A 23055-nucleotide genomic window follows, 5' to 3' on the forward strand; every position below is an offset into this window, starting at 1 on the left:
TTCCTGGAGGCCCCCGGCCCCGTACGGCGGGTGGGGCCCACCGGGCTTGCCGTACTGGAAAGAAGAGTGCCGCACCACACGGGAGGCGCGCCCGCGGCACAGAGACACACGAGCCGAACGAAGAGGTGGACGTGAGCGTGAGTACGGACGAGAGCCGGCGGACGCGGCGGGATGAGATCGCGGCCGGGCTGGCGGAGGTGCGCGAGCGGATCGGCGCGGCGTGCCGGGCGGCCGGGCGTGATCGCGATGAGGTCACCCTGATCGCCGTGACCAAGACCTACCCCGCCTCCGACGTCCGTCTCCTGTGCGAGCTCGGCGTCCGCGAGGTCGGCGAGAACCGCGACCAGGAGGCCGCCCCCAAGGCGCGCGAATGCCAGGACCTGCCGCTGACCTGGCACTTCGTCGGCCAGTTGCAGACCAACAAGGTCCGTTCCGTGGTCTCCTACGCCGATGTGATCCATTCCGTGGACCGGGCCCGGCTGGTCGAGGTGATCAGCCGGGAGGCCGGCAAGCAGGAGCGCCAGGTCGGCTGCCTCGTACAGGTGGCGCTCGACGACGACCCGGCCAGAGGCGGCGCCAGGCCCGCGGACGTGCCGGAGCTCGCCGACCTGGTCGCCGCGGCTCCGCACCTGTGGCTGGGCGGGCTGATGGCCGTGGCGCCGCTGGGGGAGGAGCCGGGCAAGGCGTTCGCCCGGCTGCGAGAGTTGGCCGCCGCCGTGCGGGAGCGCCACCCCCGTGCCACGATGCTGTCGGCGGGCATGAGCGATGACCTCGGCGCGGCCGTCGCGCATGGCGCGACACACGTTCGGGTCGGTACGGCGTTGCTCGGTCGTCGCAAGCCCTTCGTCAGGTAATGTCCCGTCAAGTGGGTCTTACAGGCCCACCACTACCCAGTAGAGGTCGATCAGCGGTGAGCTCCAAGGGGGTACGGCTGCCGCCTCGGACCCGGCGACAGGCCCGAGCGAGTGCGACCATGAGCAGGAGGACGACGTAGCGATGGCCGGCGCGATGCGCAAGATGGCGGTCTACCTCGGTCTCGTGGAGGACGACCGCTACGAGAGGTACGAGACCTACCCGGACGAGTACGCCTACGAGGATGAGCCCCCCCGAACCGGCGAGGAGCGGGCCGTAGCGGTCCAGGACCGCGACGACGAGGCCGATGCAGGCGTCCCCGCGCCGAGGCCATCCACGACCGTCCTGGAGCGCCGTACGACCGATCTGGCGCGCATCACCACCCTCCACCCCCGGACCTACAACGAGGCCCGGACGATCGGCGAACACTTCCGCGACGGCACCCCGGTCATCATGAACCTGACCGAGATGGTTGACAGCGACGCAAAACGCCTGGTCGATTTCGCGGCAGGTCTGGTCTTTGGCCTACATGGCAGCATTGAACGTGTTACCAACAAGGTGTTCCTGTTGTCCCCAGCCAATGTCGAGGTGACCGCCGAGGACAAGGCTCGAATCGCGGAACGCGGGTTCTTCAACCAGAGTTAGAGTCTCTGTATGTCTATCGCACCCAACCCGGTCTCACCGAGGCCGGGCGGGCGCATCAGGAGTGGAGGCGCGGCCAGGCCGTGGGGATCGTAAGTCAGATCTTGGTCGTAGTCCTGTCTCTGTATCTGGTGCTGCTCATCGGCAGGATGATCTTTGAGACGGTCCAGGCGTTCGCCAGGCAGTGGCGCCCCTCGGGCGTCGTGCTGGTGCTTGCCGAGGCCACATACACCGCAACCGACCCACCCCTCAAGTTCCTCCGCCGTTTCATTCCCCCGCTCCGGTTGGGTACGGTGGCCTTTGACCTAAGCTTCACAGTCCTCTTCATCGTCGTTCTGATCTTGATCCAGATCGCTGGATCGCTGGGCGCGCGGTGACGGAGGGCCGTGTCCCCCCGGTCGTGATCCAACTCGTGTCCGCGCTGAAGTGATTCGGGTTAACCGTCCCTCCGGACAGACTCCAAGCGCGCCAAGGAGACCAAAAGATGCCGCTGACGCCCGCTGATGTGCGGAACAAGCAGTTCAGTACCACCCGGCTACGGCCGGGCTACGACGAGGAAGAGGTCGACGCCTTCCTCGACGAAGTCGAGGCTGAGCTTGACCGCCTGATCCAAGAGAACGAGGAGCTCCGCGCGAAGCTGGCCGAGTGCCTGCGCGGGAAGGTGCCCGGGGGCATGAGCATGCCCATGGCCTCCGCGCCGGTCCAGGAGCAGCCGAAGCCCGAGATGATGGCGCCGCCGCAGCCGGAGCCCATGCGGGCCCCCGAGCCGCAGCAGCAGCCCCAGCCGGTCCCCGTCGCCATGAACATGCCTCCGGCCGAGGACAACATGGACACCGCGGCCCGCGTGCTCGCGCTGGCCCAGCAGACCGCCGACCAGGCGATCTCCGACGCCCGCCGCGAGGCCGACGAGACCGTCACCCGCGCCCGCCGCGAGGCCGACGAGATCCTGACCAAGGCTCGCCGCCAGGCCGAGCAGGTCATCGGCGACGCCCGCGCCCGCGCCGAGACGCTCGAGCGCGACGCGCAGGAGCGCCACCGTCAGGCCATGGGCTCCCTCGTCCAGACCCGCGACGAGCTGGAGCGCAAGGTCGAGGAGCTGCGCAGCTTCGAACGCGAATACCGCAGCCGCCTCAAGCTCTACCTGGAGAACCAGCTCGCCGAGCTGAACGTCTCCGCGGAAGGCAGCGGTGGCTTCCCCGTCATGACGGGCGGTGGTCCTTCGGCGGCTGCTCCGGCCATGTCGCACGCGGTGCCCCAGGGCGCTCAGCAGCCTCTTCCCGGTGGTCCCAACCCCTTCGGCGGTGAATCCCCGCAGGGCGCTTTCCCCGGCGGTGACGGTCCGCACAACGACCGCCGGTAAAGTAGCGGGTCACCAGGACCCGTCACTCGAAAGAGCCCTTTGTGATCCTAATCAGTGCTGGTTTGGTGCTCGCGGCGGTTGTCTTGCTGATCGCGGGCTTCGTTCTGGCAAAGCCGTTCCTGATCATGTGGTCCATCGTGGTCAGCGTGCTGTCCGCGCTGTTCCTGGTGATCGGGGCGCTGCTGCGGCGTCACGAGCTGTTTCCCGGTGGTGGGCGGGCCGCTGCGCCGGCCACCCCGCCGGTGGGGCTCACGCCCGTCGGCCTGCCGCACGGCCAGACCCAGCCGGGCCCGATCGGCGCCCCCATGGGAGCGCCGCCGTCGCCGCGTCCACCGACGCTCCAGCGGACGGTCACCGCACCGGCGCAACGCCGTCCCGCGGTGCGCGGCATCTCCCCGGACGCGCTGGTTCTGGTGATCCCCGGACGCAAGCGCTACCACGTCCCGGGTTGCCGCCAGCTGATCGGACGGGATCAAGAGGAGCTCACGTACGAGGAGGCGCGCGAGGAGGGCTTCACGCCCTGCACGGCGTGCCTGCCGGACGCAGCGCTCGGCGGACGGCAGCTGCCGCCTGCCGCCGGCCCCGAGCCCGCCGTCACCCCCAAGCCCGGCGGTCCTGAGTCCGCCGCCACCCCCAAGCCCGGCTCCGAGCCTTCGCCGGCTCCCAAGGTCCCCGCGGACCTCCGGGCCGAGGCGCCCGGGCCCACGCGCGACCTGCGCCCCCCGGTGTCCGCCGGTGCGGCCCAGCCGAAGCCCGACTCCAAGGCTTCCACCCCTGCCCCGGACCCGGCCGACGCCCCCGCCGAGCCGACCGGATGGTTCGCCCGCCCCCCGGCGGAGCCCGCCCCGTCGAGCGGCACGCGAAAGCCCGCCACTCCGGGGCTCGGCACGGAACCTCCGGCCGCCGACCCTTCAGCGGGCCCGAGGCTCGCCCCTTACATCACCACCATGCCGTCGTCCGGCCCGCCATCGCCAGGCAAGCCCGGGTCCGATCGGCCGCCGTCCGGTCAGTCCAGAGGCGACCAGCCCTCGTCCAGCCGTCCCGGGGCGCGTCAGCCGTCGTCGGGGCAGCCCGGTTCCGGCCCGTCCAGGGGTGGCCAGCCAGTGTCCGGCCGGTCCGGGGCGGGGCAGTCCACGGGTGACCGACCGTCCGCCGGTAGGCCCGGGAGCGGCAAGCCTGGAGCAGAGCGTCCGTCGGCTTTCGCCGCAGAGGGCCGTGACCAGAGTCGTGGCGGCCCGGACCGTGGTGCCCCCGAGCGTGCTGGTCAGGACCGGGGCGCCTTCGAGCGCGCTGGTCGAGAGCGTGATTCCGCCCCGGACCTCGACGACTCGGGGCCCGCGACGGCGCCTCAGCGTGCCATACAGCCGGGCGATCCCGCGCCGGGGAAGGCCGGTCGGTCCTCCTCGTCGGGGCAATCAGAGCGTCCCACCGCGGTGCCCGAACGTCCCGCCTCGGCCGCTGAGTCCGCTGCCAAGCCTCAGGGTCCCCCGCCCAAGGGGCCGAGCGCGTCAGGCAAGCCTCAGCGGCCCGAGCCCGGCAGTGGGGCAGGCGGGCCCGGTAGCGGGTCTGGTGGGCCCGTTAGCGGTCCGCAGGAAGCCGGTGCCAAAGCCGGCAGGGCTGAGGGCGCCCAGCCCGGCAGGCCTGAAGGGGCCAAGCCCGGCAAGCCCGAGTCGGGTTCGCAGGCGGCTAAGGCTGAGCGCCCCGGATCCGGGGGCGAGGCGTCCGGGGCCAAGGGAGAGCGGTCCGAATCGGTGGGCGGGACCGTGATCATGCCTGTGCAGTCCGGACCGGCCTCTGGGGCGACGTCCAAGCCAGAGCGTGGCGGGCCTACGAGCGGGACACGCCCGGCCGGGGCGAAGCCCAGTGCGGGTGCGACGCCTGCGGAGAGCACACCCGCAGAAAGCGCCAAGGCAGCCGAGAGCGCTAAGAGGACCGAGGGTGCTAAGGCGGCCGAGGGAGCCAAGGCAGCTGAAGGCGTCAAGGCGGCTGAGAGCGCCAAGGCGGCGGCCAGAACGTTCGAGCCCGCGCCCGCCAAGCCGGACAGTGCCGCTGCCAAGCGTGGCGGCTCCGCGTCCGGCGAGGAGACCCCGGGCGGAGGAGACACCGCTCCCGCCAAGGGAACGACGGCCGAGGGCAAGTCCGACGGAGAAGGCGCGGCGAAGGCCGGACGGCCGGTCACCGTGAAGGTCATCGTGGGTACCAGCCGCTACCACAGCACCGCCTGCCCGCTCATCCAGGGCGCGGGCGATACCGGCGTGGAGACCATGACGATCACGCAAGCCGAGTCGGCCGGCCTGACGAGCTGCTCCGTCTGCCAGCACGAGCGCGAGTCCGTCAGCTGACCGACCGCGAGTCGGTCCGCGTGCGTGGCTTGGGAGTCCGTCGGCTGTGCGACCGTGAGTCGCTGTGCCAGAACGGGCCGCGAGGCCGTCGGCTGAGTGACTGCGAGCCGGTCTGGCAGTTACGGGCCACGAAGGGGACGCGCCCGCAAGGCGCGTCCCACAACGTACGGTTCCGTCAGGCGCGGCGTAGCTGGAACGTCAGTCCCAGGTCCGTGTCCGCGTGTGACGGCAGGCCGGCCTCGACGCCCTCCGTGACGGTCGTGGCGAGTACCTCGTCCGCCACCACCTGCCACCCCGACCGCAGCGCCTGCGCCACGGCCGGGTCGGCGGCCGACCACCACAGGGAGATGCGGTCGGTGATGGTCAGGCCCGTCGACTTGCGGGCCTCCTGCACCAGGCGGATGACCTCGCGCAGCAGGCCGGCCTGGCGCAGGTCGTCCGTCAGCTCCAGGTCGAGCGCCACCGTCTCGCCGGTGCCCGTGTCGACGGCGCCGGTCTCGACGGCCCAGCCGGAGCGGGGCTGTTCGGTGACGATCACGTCGTCGGGGCCGAGGGACACCGTGCCCAGTTCCGCAACGTCCACCGTGGCGGAGGCGCCGGAGCGGAGGGTGCGGGCCAGGGAGGCGGCCTCCACCGTGCCGACGGCTGCCGCCACCAGCTTGGTCTGCGAGCCGAACCGCTTGCCGAGGGCCCGGAAGTTGGGCTTGACGGTGTAGGACACGAGATCGGCGCTGAAGCCGGACATGTCCTCGAGAGCCTGGACGTTCAGCTCGTCGGCGATCAGGTCACGCAGTTCGGGCGGGAGCGAGGGCCAGCCGTGCGCTCCGACCAGGGCGCGGCCGAGCGGTTGGCGGGTCTTGACACCCGAGGAGGCGCGGGCCGAGCGGCCCAGCTCCACCAGCCGCCGTACCAGCGCCATCCGCTCCGACAGCGCGGGGTCGAGCAGGTCGTCGCGTACGGCGGGCCATGAGGTCAGGTGTACGGAGGAGGGCGCGCCGTCGCCGCGCAGCACGTCCCAGAGGTAGTCGGTGACGAACGGCGCGATGGGCGCCATCAGCCGCGTGACCGTCTCCAGGCACTCGTACAGCGTCGCGAACGCGTCGGCCGACCCCTGCCAGAAGCGGCGGCGCGAGCGGCGTACGTACCAGTTGGACAGATCGTCGAGGAACTCGGCCAGCCGGCGCCCGGCCCGCTGGGTGTCAAACTCGTCCAGGGCGGCCGTGACCTCGGCCACCGTCCTGTGCAGCTCCGCCAGCGCCCAGCGGTCGAGCAGCGGACGCTCGGCCGCGGGGGTCGCCTGCGCCAGGCGGTCGGGAGTCCACGACTCGGCGTTGGCGTAGAGGGTGAAGAAGGAGGCCGTGTTCCAGTACGTCAGCAGGACCTTGCGGACGATCTCCTCAAGGGCGTTGTGCCCCACGCGGCGGGCCGCCCACGGCGAGCCGCCGCAGGCCATGAACCAGCGCAGCGCGTCGGCCCCGTGCTGGTCCATCAGCGGCATGGGCTCCAGGATGTTGCCCAGGTGCTTGCTCATCTTGCGGCCGTCCTCGGCCAGGATGAGCCCGAGGCAGAGTACGTTCTCGTAGGACGACTGGCCGAACACCAGCGTGCCCACGGCCATCAGCGAGTAGAACCAGCCACGCGTCTGGTCGGTCGCCTCGCAGATGAACTGCGCCGGGTAGACGCCCTCCGGCTTGCCGCGCGCGCCCCACTGGGCGAACGGCATGGAGCCCGAGTCGTACCAGGCGTCGATGACGTCGGGCACGCGGCGGGCCTCGGCCGAGCAGGACGGGCAGGGGAAGGTGACGTCGTCGACGTACGGGCGGTGCGGGTCGAGGGCTGAGACGTCGCGGCCGGCGAGCGTGCCCAGCTCCTCCATCGACCCGACGCACGTCACGTGAGACTCGTCTTCGGTGCACACCCACAGCGGCAGCGGCGTCCCCCAGTAGCGGGAGCGCGACAGCGACCAGTCGACGTTGTTGCGCAGCCACTCGCCGAAGCGGCCCCACTTGATGGTGTCGGGGTACCAGTTGGTCTTGGCGTTCTCGGCCAGCATCTGGTCCTTGACCGCGGTGGTCCTGATGTACCAGGAGGGGAGCGCGTAGTAGAGCAGCGGCGTGTGGCAGCGCCAGCAGTGCGGGTAGCTGTGCTCGAAGTGGCCGCCGCGGAACAGCAGGCCGCGGACCCGCAGGTCCTCGGTGAGGCCCTCGTCGGCGTCCTTGAAGAACTGGCCGCCGACCATCGGCACGTCGTCCAGGAAGCGCCCGTCGGGCCCGATCGGGTTGACGACCGGCATGTCGTAACGCTTGGTCACGGCCAGGTCGTCGGCGCCGAACGCCGGAGCCTGGTGGACCAGCCCGGTGCCGTCCTCGACCGTCACGTAGTCGCCGAGCACCACGTAGTGGGCGCCGGGGATGTCGACCAGGTCGAACGGCCGCGTGTAGGAGGTGTGCTCCAGCTCGCGGCCGGTGAAGCGGGCCACCTCGGTCGCGCCCTCGCCGAGCACCGACAGCAGCGGCTCGGCGACGACCAGCACCTCGCCGTCCGTCGTACGGGCCGCGACGTAGGTCACCTCGGGGTGTACGGCCACGGCCGTGTTGGAGACCAGCGTCCACGGCGTCGTCGTCCACACCAGCAGGGCGGCGCCGAGCTCGCTCAGCGGGCCGGAGGTGACGGGCATGCGTACGTAGACCGACGGGCTGGAGACGTTCTCGTAGCCGCCGGGCTGGCCCAGCTCGTGGTCGGACAGGCCGGTGCCGCAGCGCGGGCAGTAAGGGGTGATGCGGAAGTCGCGGAACAGCAGGCCCTTGTCGAAGACGACCTTGAGCGACCACCAGACCGATTCGATATAGGACGGGTCCATGGTCCGATAGGCGGTGGACAGGTCGATCCAGTAGCCCATCCGCTCGGTCATCTGCTCGAAGGCGTCGACGTGGCGCAGCACGGATTCGCGGCATTTGGCGTTGAACTCCGCGATGCCGTATTCCTCGATGTCCTTCTTACCGGTGAGGCCGAGCTCTCGCTCGATGCCGACCTCGACCGGCAGGCCGTGGCAGTCCCAGCCCGCCTTGCGCGGCACGCTGAAGCCGCGCATCGACTTGTAGCGGGGGAACAGGTCCTTGAACACCCGGGCCTCGACGTGGTGGACGCCGGGCAGGCCGTTGGCGGTGGGCGGGCCCTCGTAGAAGGTCCAGGAGGGGTTGCCGTCGTTCTGCTCGACGGACCGCTCGAAGATCTTCCCGTCCCGCCACCGGTCGAGGACCTCGCGCTCGAGCGCGGGCAGGTCGACCTGCGCGGGAAGAGGGCGGAAAGAAGGGGAAGACATCTCGGGCGGGCCTCCACGCGATCACTGGCTGACAGGTCGGCGTGAAGGGACGAAGCCATGCGGCTCCGCGGTACCACCCTTCTTGGCCTCGTGTGAGGCCCTCTTCATTTCATGCTGCGGCCGGGTCTAGTGAGCTCGTGAGAGCCGTTCTTCCGGCGGCTCCGGGGTGATATCCCTCACAGCGGGGCCCCATCAACGCCTTGCAGCTTCACACGATAACGCAGAGTGGACCGCAAAGCTTCCGCGTTTGCAGTGAGCAGGTAGCGAACTCGTAAAGCCCGACAAAGTTGTGGGAACGCGCACGGCGGCGGAGGCGTTGAACCGCCGGGGCGGGATAGTACGGGAGAGGTAAATCGTCCGGCGGGTCGTTTGCTGTTCTGTTATGGGAGACCTAAGCTGCCCGCACCATTTACGGCCTTGGTTCAGCCTGGAGGTAGCACCATGACGCCCGTCACGCAGACCGCTACACCGCCGATGTGGTCGGAGGAGGAGCTCGCCGAGGTCCGCGGCCAGCTGCAGAGCGAGATCGACGAGCTCAACACCGACATTCTTCGCCATGAGTCGGAGATCGCGTCGGGTGACGTCACCCAGGGGGCGGGTGACGACCAGGCGGACGCGGGAGCCAAGACGTATGAGCGCGAACGCGAGATCGCCCTTACCCTGAATGCACGCGACCTGGTCGCGCAGAACGAACGTGCGATCGCCAGGATCGACGCAGGGACCTATGGAGTGTGCGAATCGTGCCACAAGCCGATCGGCAAGGAACGCCTGCAGGCGTTCCCGAGGGCGACGCTGTGCGTGACCTGCAAGCAGAAGGAGGAGCGCCGGTAGAGGGGCGGCGCGGCCGCCTCTTCGCGGTCCTCGTCGTGCTGGCGGTCGTGATCTACGCGGCCGATCTGATCAGTAAGACGATCGTGCTGCGGACACTCGAGGGCAAGGCGCCCCTGGTGGTGATCCAGGACGTGCTGCAGCTCCGGGTGATCTTCAATTCCGGTGCCGCCTTCAGCCTCGGCACCGGGATGACGATCGTCTTCACGTTCATCGCGACGGGCGTGGTGATCGCGATCCTCCGCACCGCCCGCAAGATGCGCAGCCTGCCGTGGGCGATCACGCTGGGGCTGCTGCTCGGCGGGGCGCTGGGCAACCTGACCGACCGGCTGCTGCGTTACCCCTCCGGCATCGGCAGGTCCATCCAGTTCCAGGGCCACGTGGTCGACTGGATCGAGGTGCTGCCGGGGCACTTCCCCGTGATCGACTACTTCCCGGTGTTCAACGTGGCCGACTCGGCCATCGTGTGCGGCGGGATCCTCGCGGTGATCCTGGCCTGGCGGGGCTACCAGATCGACGGCACCAGGGAGGTCAAGCATGGCTGACCAGCGTAGCCTGGCCGTGCCCGACGGGCTGGAGGGTGAGCGGCTCGACGCCGCGATCTCGCGGCTGTTCGGCTTCTCCCGCACCCGCGCCGCCGAGCTGATCGGCGCGGGCGAGGTGCTCGTCGACGGCCGGGCGCCCGCCAAGTCCGACCGCGTGCACGCCGGCGCCTGGCTCGACGTGACGCTCCCGCCGCCGGTCACCATGCCGATGCCGGTCGCCGAACCGGTTCCCGGCATGACGATCGTCTACGAGGACGACGACATCGTCGTGGTCAACAAGCCCATCGGGGTGGCCGCCCATCCGACCGTCGGCTGGACGGGACCGACCGTGATCGGCGGCCTGCTCGGCGCCGGCCACACGGTCGCCACCAGCGGCGCGGCCGAGCGGCAGGGCATCGTGCACCGGCTCGACGCCAACACGACCGGCGCCATGGTCGTGGCCAAGAGCGAGCACGCCTACTCCCACCTCAAGCGCGCCTTCAAGGAGCGTACGGTCGACAAGCGCTACCACGCGCTCGTGCAGGGCCATCCGGACCCGTTCAGGGGCACCGTCGACGCGCCCATCGACCGGCACCCGTCCGGCGACGGCAGGTTCGCCGTGGTCGCCGGGGGGAAGCCGTCGATCACCCATTACGACACGATCGAGGCGTTCCGGGCGGCCTCGCTGCTGGACATCAAGCTGGAGACCGGCCGCACGCACCAGATCCGGGTGCACATGTCCGCGCTCCGCCACCCGTGCGTGGGCGACCTGATGTACGGCGCCGACCCGACGATCTCCGCCCGGCTGGGCATCACGCGGCAGTGGCTGCACGCGGTGTCACTCGGCTTCGAGCACCCGAGCACGGGCGAGTGGCTGTCGTTCTCCACCGACTACCCCGATGACCTGCGGCGGGCCCTCGACATCGTACGCGAGGAGTCCTGACCGACCGCCTACTCGGCCTCGTCCTCGGCGTCGTCGGCAGGCGGCACGTCGGTGGGCTCGGTGGCCTTCTTCGTGGTCTTGGCCGTCGTCTTGGTGTTCTCGGGGGACTTGCTCTTGCTGGGCGTGGCCGAGGCCTTCTCTGTCGGCTTCTTCGTCTCCGTGCCGGTCGGGGCCGGGGTGGGCTCGCCGGTCCGGCCCGTGGGGGGCGGGGTGTCCTGCCGTACCGGGTTCTGATAAGTGGTCGGCCGCGTGTGCGTCGGCGCGGGGGTCGGGCCCGAAGGGCTGACGCTGGAGGTGCGTACCACGGCCGGGACCGGCGTCGGTGAGCGGACGCCGGCCTGCCGGTTCGTCCACCACGCGGCGCCCGCGGTCAGGACGGCCAGGGCGAGCGTGCACGCCGCCACCGCGGTCAGCGGCGGCCTGTGTTGCCTCCCAGGCGCGACTGTGGCCGGGGCCGCTTCATCCACCGGGTCGGGCCCGGCCATCGCGCCCGCTTCCGCCGCCGCGTCCCGTACGGGCATCGCGGGCGGCACTGGGATGGCCACCGGCGCGGTGGACTCCACGGAATCGCTGATCATCACGCGGTGCAGCTGGTGCTCGGCCTCGTCCAGCGTCATCCGCTCGGCTGGGTCCTTGCGCAGCAGCCCGAGTATGACCGGGGCCAGCATGCCCGCGCGGGCCATCGGGGCCGGCTCGGAGTGCAGGACCGCGCCCAGCGTGGCCAGCGCGTGCGGGCGCTGGAACGGCGAGTGGCCCTCGACGGCGAAGTACAGGGTCGCGCCCAGCGCCCACAGGTCCGAGGCGACACGTGCCTCGCCGCCCGCCGCCCGTTCGGGCGCCATGAACGCGGGCGTGCCGACCAGCACCCCGGTCCTGGTGACGGGCGCCTCTCCCTCGGTGGTGGCGATGCCGAAGTCGGTGAGCACCGCCCGGCCGTCCTCGGTCAGCAGCACGTTGTCCGGTTTGACGTCGCGGTGCAGGACCCCGGCGGCGTGCGCGGCGCGCAGCGCCTCCAGCACCTGCACCCCGATGTCGGCGGCATCGGCCGGCAGCATCGGGCCGTCGTCGCGTACCAGTTCGCCGAGGGTGCGTGAGTGGATGAGCTGCATGACGATCCACGGGTGGCCGTGCTCTTCGAGCACGTCGTACACGGTGGCGACACCGGGGTGCGCCACCCGCCCCGCGGCTCTGGCCTCGCGGAAGGTACGGACGCTGAACACGTCTCGCTCGGGGTCGGTCAGGTCCGGAGGGGGATGGATCTCCTTCACCGCCACGTCCCTGCCGAGCACTTCGTCGTGGGCCTGCCAGACGGTTCCCATCCCACCCTGGCCGATGGTCTTGACCAGCCGGTATCGTCCACCGACCAGCAGCGCAGAATCGGACATGTCCGGCGTCTACCCGATAAAGACCCGGACAAGCGCGGTGACGGCCGCCGCTGTGGCCAAAATGATCAGGAAGGGCGCGCGCAGCAGGAGCGCCACCACGGCCGCGCCCAGCCCGGCCGTACGAGCGAGGTCGAAGCGCAGTTCGCCGTGCTCGGCGAACATCTGCACCGCGATCAGCGCGGCCAGCAGCGCCACGGGCACCAGTTCGGCGAAGCGGCGGACCCGGGGATGGTCGAGCACCCGGCGCGGCGCCGCCAGCCCGGCCAGTTTGAGCGCGTAACACCCGGCGCACACCGCCGCGATCGCCCACCACAGCGTCATCGGACCAGCACCGCCAGGACGACGACCGCCGACAGCAGCACCGGCACGCCCGGTGGGAAGAACGGGGTGGCGCACAGCGCGACCGCCGCGCCGGCCACCGCCAGCCACCTGAGCTGGACGTTGCCCACCAGGCGCGGCCACAGGATGGCCAGGAACGTGGCCGGGCCGACCACGTCCAGCCCGAACATCCCCGGATCGCCGAGGAAGGACGTGCCGAGCGCCCCGGCCAGGGTGGTGAGGTTCCAAGTGACGTACAGGCTGGCGAAGGTGATCGTGAACCCGACGCGGGCCGTCTCGGGCGACGGCTGGGCGAGGGTGACGGCGGTGGTCTCGTCGATCACGCCCTGCGCGGCGAGCAGCCTGCGCGGGCCGCGTACCCGCAGCAGGTCGGCCAGGCGCAGCCCGTAGAGGGTGTTGCGGCCGCCCAGCAGCAGCGCGCCCGCGGCGGCCGCCACCAGGTCGCCGCCCGCGCCCACCGCGCCGGCCAGCGCGAACTGCGAGGCGCCGGTGAACGCCAGCAGGCTCAGCACGCACGCCTGCGCCACGCTGAGGCCCGCGGTGATCGCCGCGGCGCCGAAGGCGAGCCCGGACAGCCCCACGGCCAGGCCCACGCCCAGACCGTCCCGTATGGCGGCGGAACGGTGTGTTGTCTGTTCCATGCAGGTGACGCTAGGTGAGGTGGGGATCGCCAGTCTTGTACGTTCCTGCCGCACGTTGGTAGGCCGCGGGTGGAACGCCCACGATGCGCTTGAAGTGGCGGTTCAGATGGGCCTGGTCGGTGAAGCCCACTTCGGCGGCCACCTGCGCCGGCCGTACACCGGAGTTCAGAAGGTGGCGCGCCCGCTGGATCCGCAGCGAGGTCAGGTAGGCGTGTGGCGGCAGGCCGGTCGCCGCCTTGAACGCGCGCAGCAGCGGGAACGGCCGCGCCCCGACGGTCAGCGCGAGATCGTCCAGCGACGGCGGGTCCACCAGGCTCTCGTGCAGCACGTCCAGCGCCTCGGCGACCGCCCGCCCGCCCTCGGCGGGCAGGACGGCGGACGGGCGCGGCGTGGCGTGCCGGATCAGCAGGCGGGCGAAGAAGCCACGCATCAGCGACTGGGCGGCCAGCGCGTCACCGCGCTCGGCGGTCAGGTGCGCCCGGCCGAGCAGCGTGGCCACCGCCGGGTCCCGCACCACCTGCTCGGGGAAGTACGGCGTCGCGTAAGGCAGGCCGAGCTCGGCCGCGAGCTCCGAGAGCGCCTCCACCGACGGGTAGAGCATCCGGTACGTCCAGCCGTCCTCCATGCCCGCCTGGCCGGTGTGCACCGACTCCGGGTTGACCAGCACCACCTCGCCCGCGCCCGCCCGGTGCAGGCTGCCCCGGTAGTCGAACTCCTCCACGCCCTGGAGGATGAGGCCGATCGCGTAGCCGTCGTGCACGTGCCGGGCGAAGCGGTGGGTGACGTAGCGGGCCTTGAGCAGGTCCACCTGGGGCACCGCCGGGTGCCGCCAGAAGAGCGCCTGCTCCTGCTCCATGGCACTCACTCGGGCCTGAACGTCTTGACGAACTGGTCGAAGTAGTGCCGGTCCTGGTCCCAGCGCGCGTCGGTCGTGTCCCAGTAGAGGGCGTAGTGCCGGCCGTCGGCGGTGCGGAAGCCCCGGTTGATCACGTGGATCAGGGTGCCGCCGCGCTGCCGGGTGAACTCCCAGTCGGCGGCCGGCCGGCCGAGGTAGGTCGTGGACCTGATGCCGATCCGCTCATAGCCGGCGAACTCGCCCTTGGCCTGGATCTCCTTCTCCAGCTCCACCCAGGCGCGCGCGGGATCGGCCACGGGCTTGTCGGGGACGGTCCACTCGACGAGCAGCATGCCCGGCGTGCCGGGGCCGGTGACGGTGATGCTGTCCCTGGTGGGGCTCTTCTTGGCCTGCCAGCCCTGGGGGATGCCGATCGAGAATTGTCCGGCGGAGTTGGCGAGCCGGCGCCAGCCGGCGGGCAGGCGTGGCGTGGTGGGGGTGGTGGACGCTTCGGGGGTGGCGGTGGGCGACGCCGTCGCGCGGCTGGGGGCGGGGGTGGACGTCGAGGTGGGTGCCGGGGTCGGGGTGGTCGCCGACTGGGAGGTGGTGACGACGTACCAGCCGCCCGTGCCCAGCGCCGCGACGGCGAGCACGGCCGCGGGCACGCCCAGGAACCACCCACGCCGCCGGGCCCGCAGCGAAACGGTCCCCGCGGGCCCCCGCTCGCCAGGCCCGGTCATGTCCGACCAGGACCCGGCAGGGCCGGGCGGGGGCGCCGGAGGCGCGGCATATCCGTACGGGGCGGGCTCGGACGCGGCGGCCCGCAGCAGATGGGCGGCCTCGTCGGCGGACATGCGCGCGGCCGGATCCCGCTGCAGCAGACCCATGATCACCGGGCCCAGCACGCCTGCCCTGACCGGCTGTCCGGGCAGGTCGCGCAGCACCGCCGCGACCGTGGCCGCCCACGAGTCGCGCTTGAACGGCGGCACACCCTCGACGGCCGCGTACAGCGTCGCGCCCAGCGACCACAGATCGGACTCGGGCCGGGCGGGCTCGCCGTTGAGGCGTTCGGGCGGCATGTAGGCGGGCGTGCCCACCAGGCCCCCGGTGGCGGTCAGACCGGCCTCGGCCTCCAGCGAGGCGATGCCGAAGTCGGTGAGCACCACCCGGCCGTCGTCGGCGAGCAGCACGTTCTCGGGCTTCACGTCGCGGTGCAGCACCCCGGTCGCGTGCGCGGCCCGCAGCGCGTCGAGCACCCGGCCGCCGATCAGCGCGGCCTGCGCGACCGGCAGCGGCCCGTGCTCGCGGATCACCTCGGCTAGCGACCGCGAGCGGATCAGCTGCATGACGATCCACGGGCGGCCGTCCTCCTCGACGACGTCGTGGATGACGATCACCGAGGGGTGGTCGAGGCGGCCCGCCGCCCTGGCCTCCCTGATGGTCCGGCGATTGAGGTCGGCCCGCTTGTCGTCACCGACGCCGGTGTAGCGGACCTCCTTGATCGCGACCGTACGGTCGAGCAGCTCGTCGTAGGCACGCCAGACCACGCCCATCCCGCCCTCGCCGAGCGGTTCGATGAGCCGGTAGCGGTTGCTGACCTGCCTTTCCACGCAGAAAAGCCTACTTCGGGATGAAGGTCGCGGCGAACGTGTCGAAGAAGTGCTTGTCCTTCTTCCACCGGCTGGACAGGTTGTGCCAGTAGATCGCGTAGCCGCGGCCGTTGGCGATGAAGCCGCGGTTGCGGACCCTGGTCGGGCCGGTGTTGGTGTTCCAGGTGAAGTCCCAGTCCGCCGCGCCGTCCATGTAGTCGACCGCCTTGATGCTGATCTTCTCGTAGCCGCCGAACCCGTATTTGGCGGTCTTCTCCTGCTTCTTCCAGTCCTTGACGGGGTCCTTGCCGGGGTGCTTCGTCATCTCGAACATGATGTACGCGTTGCTGCCCGCGCCAGGTCCGTGGAACGCGATCTGGTTGGTGCCGCTTCGGTACTTCGTCCAGCCCTTCGGCAGCGCGACGGAGAACTTCAGCTTCTTGTTGGTGTACAACCTCCAGCCATCCGGCACCGCGGCGGCCGTGTTGGTGGACTTGGGCGTGGCCGTTGGCGTCGGAGACGGGGGTGGGGTGGACGGCGGGGCGCTGCTCGGCGGGTTCTTCGTCGGGTCGGCACTGGCCGTCGGCTGCTTGCCGGACTCCTTGGGAGATGAGGTGACGGACGCGGACTTCGTCCCGTCGTCCTCAGGGCTGTTCTTGGCCGAGCGCAGGCCGAGATAGCCGCCCAGGCCCGCCACGAGCACCACCGCGACGAGCACGCCGACGATCGGGCCCCACCGGCGGCCGTCGGGCCTGACGACGTTCCGGGTGGAGGGGAGGGGCTCCTCGGCACCGCCGCCGGTCGCCGGGGTGAGCCGTAAACCGGTCTCGGGGACGGGGGCGTCCGGGACCACCAGCTCGGGGTCGGTCGGAGTCTCGTCCACGGCCGGCGGGATCACCGCGGTCGGCGCGGGCGCCGACATCGGGGACTTCCGTGGCCGTTGCTGCGTGATGACGGCCCGCAGCAACTCGCCGGTCTCCTCGTAACCCAGGCGCTGCACCGGCTCCTTGGTCAGCAGGCCGCTGATCACGCCGGAGAGCGGCCCGGCATGGGGCGCCGGGTCGGGTTCGTCGGTCAGTACGGCGTGCATGGTGGCGAGCGCCATGCCGCGCTCGTGTGGCGAGCGGCCTTCCACCGCCGTGTACAGGGTCGCGCCGAGCGACCACAGGTCCGACTCGCGCCGCGCGGGCAGCCCCTTGAGCCGCTCGGGCGCGATGAACGCCGGAGTGCCCGCCAGCCCCGTCACCGTGAGCTGCGTCTCCGTCTCCAGCGTCGCGATGCCGAAGTCGGTGAGCACCACCCGGCCGTCATCGGCGAGCAGCACGTTCTCCGGCTTGACATCCCGGTGCAGGACGCCGGACTCGTGCGCGCGGTGCAGCGCGTCGAGTACGGCCAGGCCGATCTCGGCCACCCGCTTGGGCGGCAACGGCCCGTCCTGCTTGATCACGGCTCCCAGGGAGCGTGACTGGACGAGTTGCATAACGATCCAGGGACGACCGTCCTCTTCGATCACGTCATGTACGACGATCACGTTGGGGTGCTCGAACCTGGCCGCGGCCCTCGCCTCGCGCATCGTGCGCCGGTTCAGCAGCTGCACTTCGTCACCCAGGGCGGCGGCGTATCTGACCTCCTTGACCGCGACCGTGCGGTCGAGAAGTTCGTCATGGGCTCGCCAGACGATGCCCATGCCACCCCTGCCGATGGGTTCCTGCAGCTGGTAACGACCGGCGATGCGGCGTCCGTCCCGCTTACGATCCGACATCAACGGCCTCGTACCCTCCTCTAGGCCAAGAAATACTCCCATAGCGAGGGATCAACGGCGACTCGCCTGAAGGCTAGTCCGCTATGTGAGAAGCGGAGTCCAGCAGCTAGAGGACCGGGTGTAAGGTTTCAGACATGACTTGTCGCTACGCGTTTACCGAGCCGGCTCCGGGAGGGCCGGTCGGCTAGCGACCACCCGGAGTCGGCAGCAGGCAGAGACGCCATCGTCTCTGCCTTTTTGATTTCCCGCCGGTTCCAGGGGAGCCGGCCGATGTGGGGAGCCGAGATGTCATCGACCTTGGAACGGCATGTGGTCACCGTGGGCGGGCTGCGGGTGGGCGACGGCCCGGCCGTGGTGATCAGCCGGATCAGCCTGCGCGGGCCGGGCCGGGCCACCGAGATGTGGCGCGCGCGTGACGGGGTGACGCTGGTCGAGCCGGGCTCGGCGGCCGACCTGCCGGCGATCGCCGGGGCGGCCGACGGGGTGGTCATCGGGGCGGCGTGGACGCGTGACATCCCGCTGGTGCGGGCCGTGGCCGGGCTGGGACTGCCGGTGGTGGTGGAGCGCCGGGCGTCGGCGACGCTGGAGGAGTGGCTCGGGCTGGCCGACTACTGTGCCCTGGAGTGCGACGACCGGGTGATCCTGTGCGAGACGGGACGGCTGGACCTGGGGCTGCTGCGGGCCGCGCGGGCGGCGTCGGGGCGGCCGGTGCTCGCGGACGTGAGCGCGGACCTCGGGCTGTCCGCGGCGGTGGTGGCGGCGGGCGCCGACGGCCTGATCGTGTCCCGTCCTCCCGCGGACGGGCCGGAGAGCGGCGCGGGCGACGCCCACCGGACGGATGAGCGCCGCTCCGCCGGTGAGGCGGGCGTTCGGCTGGCGGAGGAGGCGGTCACGCTCGTCGGGCCGCTGGTCCGTCCCGAGACCCCCGCCACGCTGCCCGAGTGCAGGCAGGCGATCGACCGGGTGGATGCGGCGCTGGCCACGTTGCTCGAACGCCGGGCCGCGCTCGCCGGGATCGTGCAGACACTCAAGCCGGTCGGCGGCTTCCAGGGCCGGGACATGGAGCGCGAGCGCGCACTCGTCGCCCGGATGGCCAACCGCGCCCCCGAACTGGGCGAGGACCGGCTGGCGCCCATCATGAACGCCGTCATCGAGGCGGGCCTGAGCCTCGCCGAGGAACGGTCGACCGCCGACTGACCGACCGCTGAGTGGCGGAGATCGGTCAAAAGCGGCTGTCGGTGGGGGCCGGGGTCGTCAGGCGGAAGTTGTTCATCGGCCGGCCCGGTCCGGCCGCGATCCGCGCGTTGACCAGCTCGGCGAACCGCCGGTAGCCCGCCCCGGTGGGATGGAAGCTGCGGCTGTTGACCACGAACTCGTCCAGGTCCAGCGCCAGCCCGTTCAGGTACGGGTCGGGCCGCCCCGCCTCATGCCCGTCGAAGGCGTCGTAGGCGTCGATGTACTCCACGCTCCCCGCGCCCCCGAACGCCACGATCCCCCGGTCGAACTCCGCGGTCACCCGCGCCGCGACGTCGTTGAGCCGCCGCGTCATGCCGTTGAGCCAGCGCTGGTCCTCGACGGTCAGGTTGTCGAACCCGTCCGGGGGTGCGGCGGGGAACGGCCGGGGATAGCCGAGCACGATGATGCGCGCGTTCGGTGCCCGGCGCCTGAGCTCCCGCAGCACCTTCGTCATGCTCGGCCCCAGCGCCGCGATCCGCTTGGTCACCTCGGACTGCTGGTCGAGGCAGGCCGAGGACCAGGGCAGCTTGACGATGCAGCCGGTGAGCACACTGGTGAACCCCGCGTCGTTGCCGCCGATGCTGAGCGTCACCAGGCTGGCGGCGGCGCCCACGCGCTCGATCTGCGGCTGCTGGCCGTACTGGCCGGAGAAGAGCTGGCGGGTGGTGGCGCCGCTGCAGGCCCAGAAGGCGCTGCCGCCGCCGAACCGGTGGGCGCCCGCGACGAGCGGCACGTAGGAGCCCGGCGAGCGGTGGCAGCGGTCGGCGCCGCTGTTGATCGGCCGCGCGGCGCGGTCGAAGACGCCCTCGCCGGAGGAGTAGGAGTCGCCCAGCGCCACGTACGTGCCGCTCTGCGCGGCCTGTACCGGCGTCAGGCGGGTCAGGACCGGGAGGCTGCCGTGCGGCGGCCCGGCGGGGCAGCCCGCGCCGATGGTGGCGCAGGCCAGCGACGTGTAGAGGCCCAGGGGAGCCCCCGCCAGGGCCAGCGCGGCACCGAGGAGCGCGGCCGCGGCGACCTGGACGATCTTCCATCTCGTCCCGTTCAGCGCGGCCTCCCGAGCGGCGACAACGTGGCGACAACATGGCGACAACTCCGCCAGAAGCCTAATCCACGATGGGGTGGTGACTTGAGCGACAATCGGAACGTGACCGCACCGCACTACCTGACCGCGACCGAGATGGCCCACCTGGTCAAGACCCGCCAGGTGAGCGCCGTCGAGCTGCTCCAGGCCCACCTCGACCGCATCGAGCAGGTCAACCCTCAGGTCAACGCCATCGTGACGCTGGTCGCCGAGCAGGCGCTCAAGGCGGCCGAGGCGGCCGACGCCGGCGAGGCGACGGGGCCGCTCCACGGGGTGCCGGTGGCGCACAAGGACCTCGTCGACACCAAGGGCATCCGCACCACCTACGGCTCGCCGCTCTACGCCGACCACGTTCCCGACAAGGACGACGTGATCGTGGAGCGGCTCCGGGCGGCCGGGGCGATCCTGGTGGGCAAGACCAACACGCCGGAGTTCGGCACCGGCTCCCACACCGTCAACGAGGTGTTCGGGGCCACCCGCAACCCCTACGACCTGACCCGGTCGGCCGGAGGCAGCAGCGGCGGGGCGGCGGCGGCGCTGGCGACCGGGATGGTGCCGCTCGCCGGCGGATCCGACATGGGCGGGTCGCTGCGCAACCCGGCCTCGTTCTGCAACGTGGTGGGGCTGCGGCCGACGCCGGGCCGGGTGCCCGCCCTGTCGGAGCAGGCCGCCTGGTACACGCTGTCCGTACCGGGGCCGATGGCCAGGACGGTCGACGACCTGACCCTGATGATGTCGGTTATTTCGGGATTCGACGCTCGGTCGCCGTACTCGATCACCGAGGACTTCACCCCCGACGAGCGGGACGTGGCGGGGCTGCGCGTGGCCTGGAGCCCGGACCTGGGCGGGCTGCCGGTGGACCCCGGGACGGCGGCGGTCACCGCGACCGCGCCCGGCGTGTTCGAGCGGCTCGGCGCGCGCGTCGAGCAGGTCGAACTGGACCTGTCCGACGCCGAGGACGCCTTCCGCGTCTACCGGGCGTGGTACTACGCGCTGGCCTTCGGCGAGCTCGACGGGCTGGGCGCCAACACCAGCTGGAACGTCGAGCAGGGCCGCAAGGTCACCGGCGCCGACCTGGCCAGGGCCGAACGGTCGCGCAGCGGCCTCTACCACCGGATGGCGGCCTTCTTCGACACCTATGACGTGCTGATCGCGCCCGTCAGCCAGGTGCCGCCGTTCCCCGTCGAGGACCCTTACGTGAGTGAGATCAACGGGGTGCGGCTGCCCGACTACCTGGCGTGGATGCGGTCCGCCTACTGGATCAGCGTGCTGCACGCGCCCGCCGCGTCCGTCCCGGCCGGGTTCACGCCGTCGGGGCTGCCGGTCGGCGTGCAGATCATCGGCCGGCCGTTCGCCGACGCCACGGTGCTGCGCGCGGCCCGCGCCTTCGAGCAGGCCACCGGACACGGCCTGCGCCGCCCGCCCCTCTGAGCGCGGGCTTCAGCCGAGCCCGTACGGCTTGCGCAGCGGCGACTCGCGATAGCCGTGCATGCCCTCCATCAGCCCGAAGAAGGCCACCGCGACCAGCGGCCAGGCCACGATCACCCCCGTGGCCGTCAGCGTCAGCGAGCCGGGGACGATCTTCACCCCGGGCGTGGCCGCCGCCTCCACGACCACCACCCCGAGCGTGAACGTCGACCCCACCCAGAGCGTGAGGAAGGCCGCCAGCACCCCGCCGGCGCCGAGCCCCAGCAGCACGGCGAGCTGGTGCCGCCGGCCGAGGAACCACGCGAGCGCGCCACAGGCCAGCCCGAGCCCGCCGGTGATCACCGCGTACCATCCGTCAGCGCTGATCAGCGCCTGTGTGGACGGGTCCGCCAGCACCGGCCCCTCCGCCGTGACCTGGTACGGCGCGCGGGGAGACAGGTGTGACCACAGCAGCCCGGCCAGTACGGCCAGGGCGGCGAGCGTGAGGACAGTAACCGCAAATGCGCGCACATGCCTCGCCACGCCGCTCCCCCTCACATTCGCGTCTTAATCAGGTCGATCGTATCTCCCGGCTAGGCTCGCTTCGTGATTGAAGACAAGGTATGGCTGATCGAACCTTCCGGCCCGCTCCGGGGTGATGTCGAGGTACGCGGCTCCAAGAACGCCGTGTCCAAGCACATGGTCGCGGCCATGCTGGGCACCGGGGAGAGCGTCATCCACAACGTTCCCGAGGTCGGCGAGGTCGGCATCACGGCGGCGATGCTCGACGCGCTGGGCATCAACGTGGAGATCTCCCGGGGGGAGATCCGCATCGGGCAGGGCCCGGAGATCAGACCGCGGGTGCCCGACGCGTTCACCGGGCTCAACCGCATCCCCATCCTCATGCTCGGCCCGCTGCTGCACCTGGCGGGGGAGGCGTTCGTGCCGCTGGTCGGCGGCGACCCCATCGGCCGGCGGCCGGTGAACTTCCACGTCGAGGCGCTGCGCGCGATGGGCGCCGAGGTCGAGGTGGGCGACACCGGGATCTTCGCCAAGGCCAAGCGCCTGAACGGGACCCGGCTGGAGCTGCCCTATCCGAGCGTCGGGGCGACCGAGACGATCCTCATGTCCGCCGTGCTGGCCGAGGGCAAGACCGTGGTGAAGAACGCGGCCATGGAGCCCGAGGTCGTGGAGCTGGCGCTGTTCCTGCAGCGGATGGGCGCCAGGATCGAGCTGTCGCCCGACCGCAGGATCGTCATCGAGGGCGTCGAGCGGCTCCACGGCGCCTCCATCTGGCTGGCGGGCGACCGCATCGAGGCGTTCTCCTACCTCGCGGCGGGCCTGATCACCGGCGGCGAGGTGCGCGTGCACGGCTGCCCGCAGGACCGGCTGGTCACCGCGATCACCACGCTGGCCAGGATGGGTGCCCAGTTCGACATCAACGACGAGTACCTGTGCGCCACCGCGCCGCCCGAGGGGCTGCGCGCGGCGGCCGTGCAGACCGACACGCACCCCGGGTTCATGACCGACTGGCAGACGCCGCTCATGGTGCTGTTCACGCAGAGCCAGGGCATGTCGGTGCTGCACGAGACCGTCTTCGAGAACCGCCTGGTGTACGTCCCGGCGCTGCAGAAGATGGGCTGCGAGATCGAGGTGTTCGACCAGTGCCTGGGCGGCCCGGCCTGCCGCTACCACGACACCAACGCCAGGCACTCGGCCGTCGTGCGGGGCGTGTCGCAGCTGCGGGGCGCGGACGTGACGCTGCCCGACATCCGCGCCGGGTTCTCGGCCGTGCTGGCCGCCGCGGTGGCCGACGGCACCTCGACGCTGCGCGGCGTCAACCACATCGAGCGGGGCTATCACCAGCCGTTCGAGCAGTTCGCGTCGCTCGGTCTGAATATCAGCAGACAACAGTAAAGACGGGGAAGCCGGTGTTTGCCGGTGTTCCCCGGGCCGCAGATCATCTG

Annotated in this window: 20 protein-coding genes; 11 read left to right on the forward strand and 9 right to left on the reverse strand. The window is 71.3% G+C overall.

The genetic code is table 11. From position 1 onward, the window contains the following. The first annotated feature begins 131 nt into the window (after positions 1–131). The 5 genes from KME78_RS56935 (at position 132) to KME78_RS56955 (ending at position 5196) form a co-directional block, all read left to right on the forward strand. Positions 132–854 (forward strand): YggS family pyridoxal phosphate-dependent enzyme, encoded by a 723-nt coding sequence (locus KME78_RS56935; RefSeq protein WP_308127525.1) that lies wholly within the window; start codon positions 132–134, stop codon positions 852–854. 142 nt (positions 855–996) lie between these two features. Continuing rightward, the gene (locus tag KME78_RS56940) at positions 997–1497 is read left to right on the forward strand and encodes a cell division protein SepF (protein ID WP_219538408.1); all 501 of its coding nucleotides are present in this window, start codon (positions 997–999) and stop codon (positions 1495–1497) included. 80 nt (positions 1498–1577) lie between these two features. Further along, positions 1578–1871 carry a YggT family protein gene (locus tag KME78_RS56945; RefSeq protein WP_219538409.1) on the forward strand — a complete coding sequence of 98 codons (294 nt, stop codon included), beginning with the start codon at positions 1578–1580 and terminating at the stop codon, positions 1869–1871. Positions 1872–1978: 107 nt separating this feature from the next. Beyond that, on the forward strand, positions 1979–2854 hold the full coding sequence (locus KME78_RS56950; RefSeq protein ID WP_219538410.1) for a DivIVA domain-containing protein: 876 nt from the start codon (positions 1979–1981) through the stop codon (positions 2852–2854). 41 nt (positions 2855–2895) lie between these two features. Next, complete coding sequence (locus tag KME78_RS56955; RefSeq protein WP_219538411.1) at positions 2896–5196, forward strand: hypothetical protein; 2301 nt, start codon at positions 2896–2898, stop codon at positions 5194–5196. A 175-nt stretch (positions 5197–5371) separates the two neighbouring features. Here the strand turns inward: KME78_RS56955 and ileS are convergent, their stop codons facing one another. Continuing rightward, positions 5372–8518, reverse strand: a complete 3147-nt coding sequence (gene ileS, locus KME78_RS56960) for an isoleucine--tRNA ligase (protein WP_219538412.1) — start codon at positions 8516–8518, stop codon at positions 5372–5374. A 441-nt stretch (positions 8519–8959) separates the two neighbouring features. Here ileS and KME78_RS56965 point away from each other — a divergent pair, with 441 nt between their 5' ends. The 3 genes from KME78_RS56965 to KME78_RS56975 are packed head-to-tail and all read left to right on the forward strand — an operon-like array spanning position 8960 to position 10813. Further along, the gene (locus KME78_RS56965; RefSeq protein ID WP_214637658.1) at positions 8960–9349 is read left to right on the forward strand and encodes a TraR/DksA family transcriptional regulator; all 390 of its coding nucleotides are present in this window, start codon (positions 8960–8962) and stop codon (positions 9347–9349) included. Next, entirely contained in the window at positions 9313–9891 is a 579-nt protein-coding gene (gene lspA / locus KME78_RS56970) for a signal peptidase II (RefSeq protein WP_308127526.1), read from the forward strand. The genes KME78_RS56965 and lspA overlap by 37 nt, the downstream gene beginning before the upstream one ends. Then, on the forward strand, positions 9884–10813 hold the full coding sequence (locus tag KME78_RS56975; protein WP_219538413.1) for an RluA family pseudouridine synthase: 930 nt from the start codon (positions 9884–9886) through the stop codon (positions 10811–10813). The genes lspA and KME78_RS56975 overlap by 8 nt, the downstream gene beginning before the upstream one ends. A gap of 8 nt (positions 10814–10821) precedes the next feature. Here the strand turns inward: KME78_RS56975 and KME78_RS56980 are convergent, their stop codons facing one another. The 6 genes from KME78_RS56980 to KME78_RS57005 are packed head-to-tail and all read right to left on the reverse strand — an operon-like array spanning position 10822 to position 17364. Continuing rightward, the gene (locus KME78_RS56980) at positions 10822–12198 is read right to left on the reverse strand and encodes a serine/threonine protein kinase (RefSeq protein WP_219538414.1); all 1377 of its coding nucleotides are present in this window, start codon (positions 12196–12198) and stop codon (positions 10822–10824) included. A gap of 9 nt (positions 12199–12207) precedes the next feature. Beyond that, positions 12208–12519, reverse strand: a complete 312-nt coding sequence (locus tag KME78_RS56985) for an AzlD domain-containing protein (protein ID WP_219538415.1) — start codon at positions 12517–12519, stop codon at positions 12208–12210. Further along, positions 12516–13178, reverse strand: a complete 663-nt coding sequence (locus tag KME78_RS56990) for an AzlC family ABC transporter permease (RefSeq protein ID WP_219538416.1) — start codon at positions 13176–13178, stop codon at positions 12516–12518. The genes KME78_RS56985 and KME78_RS56990 overlap by 4 nt, the downstream gene beginning before the upstream one ends. 10 nt (positions 13179–13188) lie before the next feature. Further along, on the reverse strand, positions 13189–14034 hold the full coding sequence (locus tag KME78_RS56995) for an AraC family transcriptional regulator (protein ID WP_219538417.1): 846 nt from the start codon (positions 14032–14034) through the stop codon (positions 13189–13191). Between the two features lie 5 nt (positions 14035–14039). Further along, the gene (locus KME78_RS57000; RefSeq protein WP_219538418.1) at positions 14040–15623 is read right to left on the reverse strand and encodes a serine/threonine-protein kinase; all 1584 of its coding nucleotides are present in this window, start codon (positions 15621–15623) and stop codon (positions 14040–14042) included. Positions 15624–15633: 10 nt separating this feature from the next. Further along, positions 15634–17364, reverse strand: coding sequence for a serine/threonine-protein kinase (locus KME78_RS57005; RefSeq protein WP_219538419.1), 1731 nt, complete (start codon positions 17362–17364; stop codon positions 15634–15636). A gap of 285 nt (positions 17365–17649) precedes the next feature. On the opposite strand from KME78_RS57005, the gene KME78_RS67750 reads away from it, so the two are divergent. Beyond that, a complete protein-coding gene (locus tag KME78_RS67750; protein ID WP_219538420.1) occupies positions 17650–18561 on the forward strand; it encodes a chorismate mutase in 912 nt (303 codons plus the stop codon). A 25-nt stretch (positions 18562–18586) separates the two neighbouring features. Here KME78_RS67750 and KME78_RS57015 read toward each other — a convergent pair whose 3' ends face one another. After that, complete coding sequence (locus KME78_RS57015; protein ID WP_246654746.1) at positions 18587–19690, reverse strand: SGNH/GDSL hydrolase family protein; 1104 nt, start codon at positions 19688–19690, stop codon at positions 18587–18589. Between the two features lie 36 nt (positions 19691–19726). Between KME78_RS57015 and KME78_RS57020 the strand changes: the two genes are divergently transcribed. After that, entirely contained in the window at positions 19727–21112 is a 1386-nt protein-coding gene (locus tag KME78_RS57020; protein WP_246654747.1) for an amidase, read from the forward strand. A 9-nt stretch (positions 21113–21121) separates the two neighbouring features. On the opposite strand, the gene KME78_RS57025 is transcribed toward KME78_RS57020, so the two are convergent. After that, the gene (locus KME78_RS57025) at positions 21122–21619 is read right to left on the reverse strand and encodes a hypothetical protein (RefSeq protein ID WP_308127527.1); all 498 of its coding nucleotides are present in this window, start codon (positions 21617–21619) and stop codon (positions 21122–21124) included. Between the two features lie 75 nt (positions 21620–21694). Here KME78_RS57025 and murA point away from each other — a divergent pair, with 75 nt between their 5' ends. Beyond that, on the forward strand, positions 21695–23005 hold the full coding sequence (murA, locus tag KME78_RS57030) for a UDP-N-acetylglucosamine 1-carboxyvinyltransferase (protein WP_308127528.1): 1311 nt from the start codon (positions 21695–21697) through the stop codon (positions 23003–23005). The last annotated feature ends 50 nt before the right edge of the window (positions 23006–23055 follow it).

It is taken from the genome of Nonomuraea guangzhouensis (assembly GCF_019396345.1).
In the GTDB taxonomy this organism is placed as follows: Bacteria; Actinomycetota; Actinomycetes; order Streptosporangiales; family Streptosporangiaceae; genus Nonomuraea; species Nonomuraea guangzhouensis.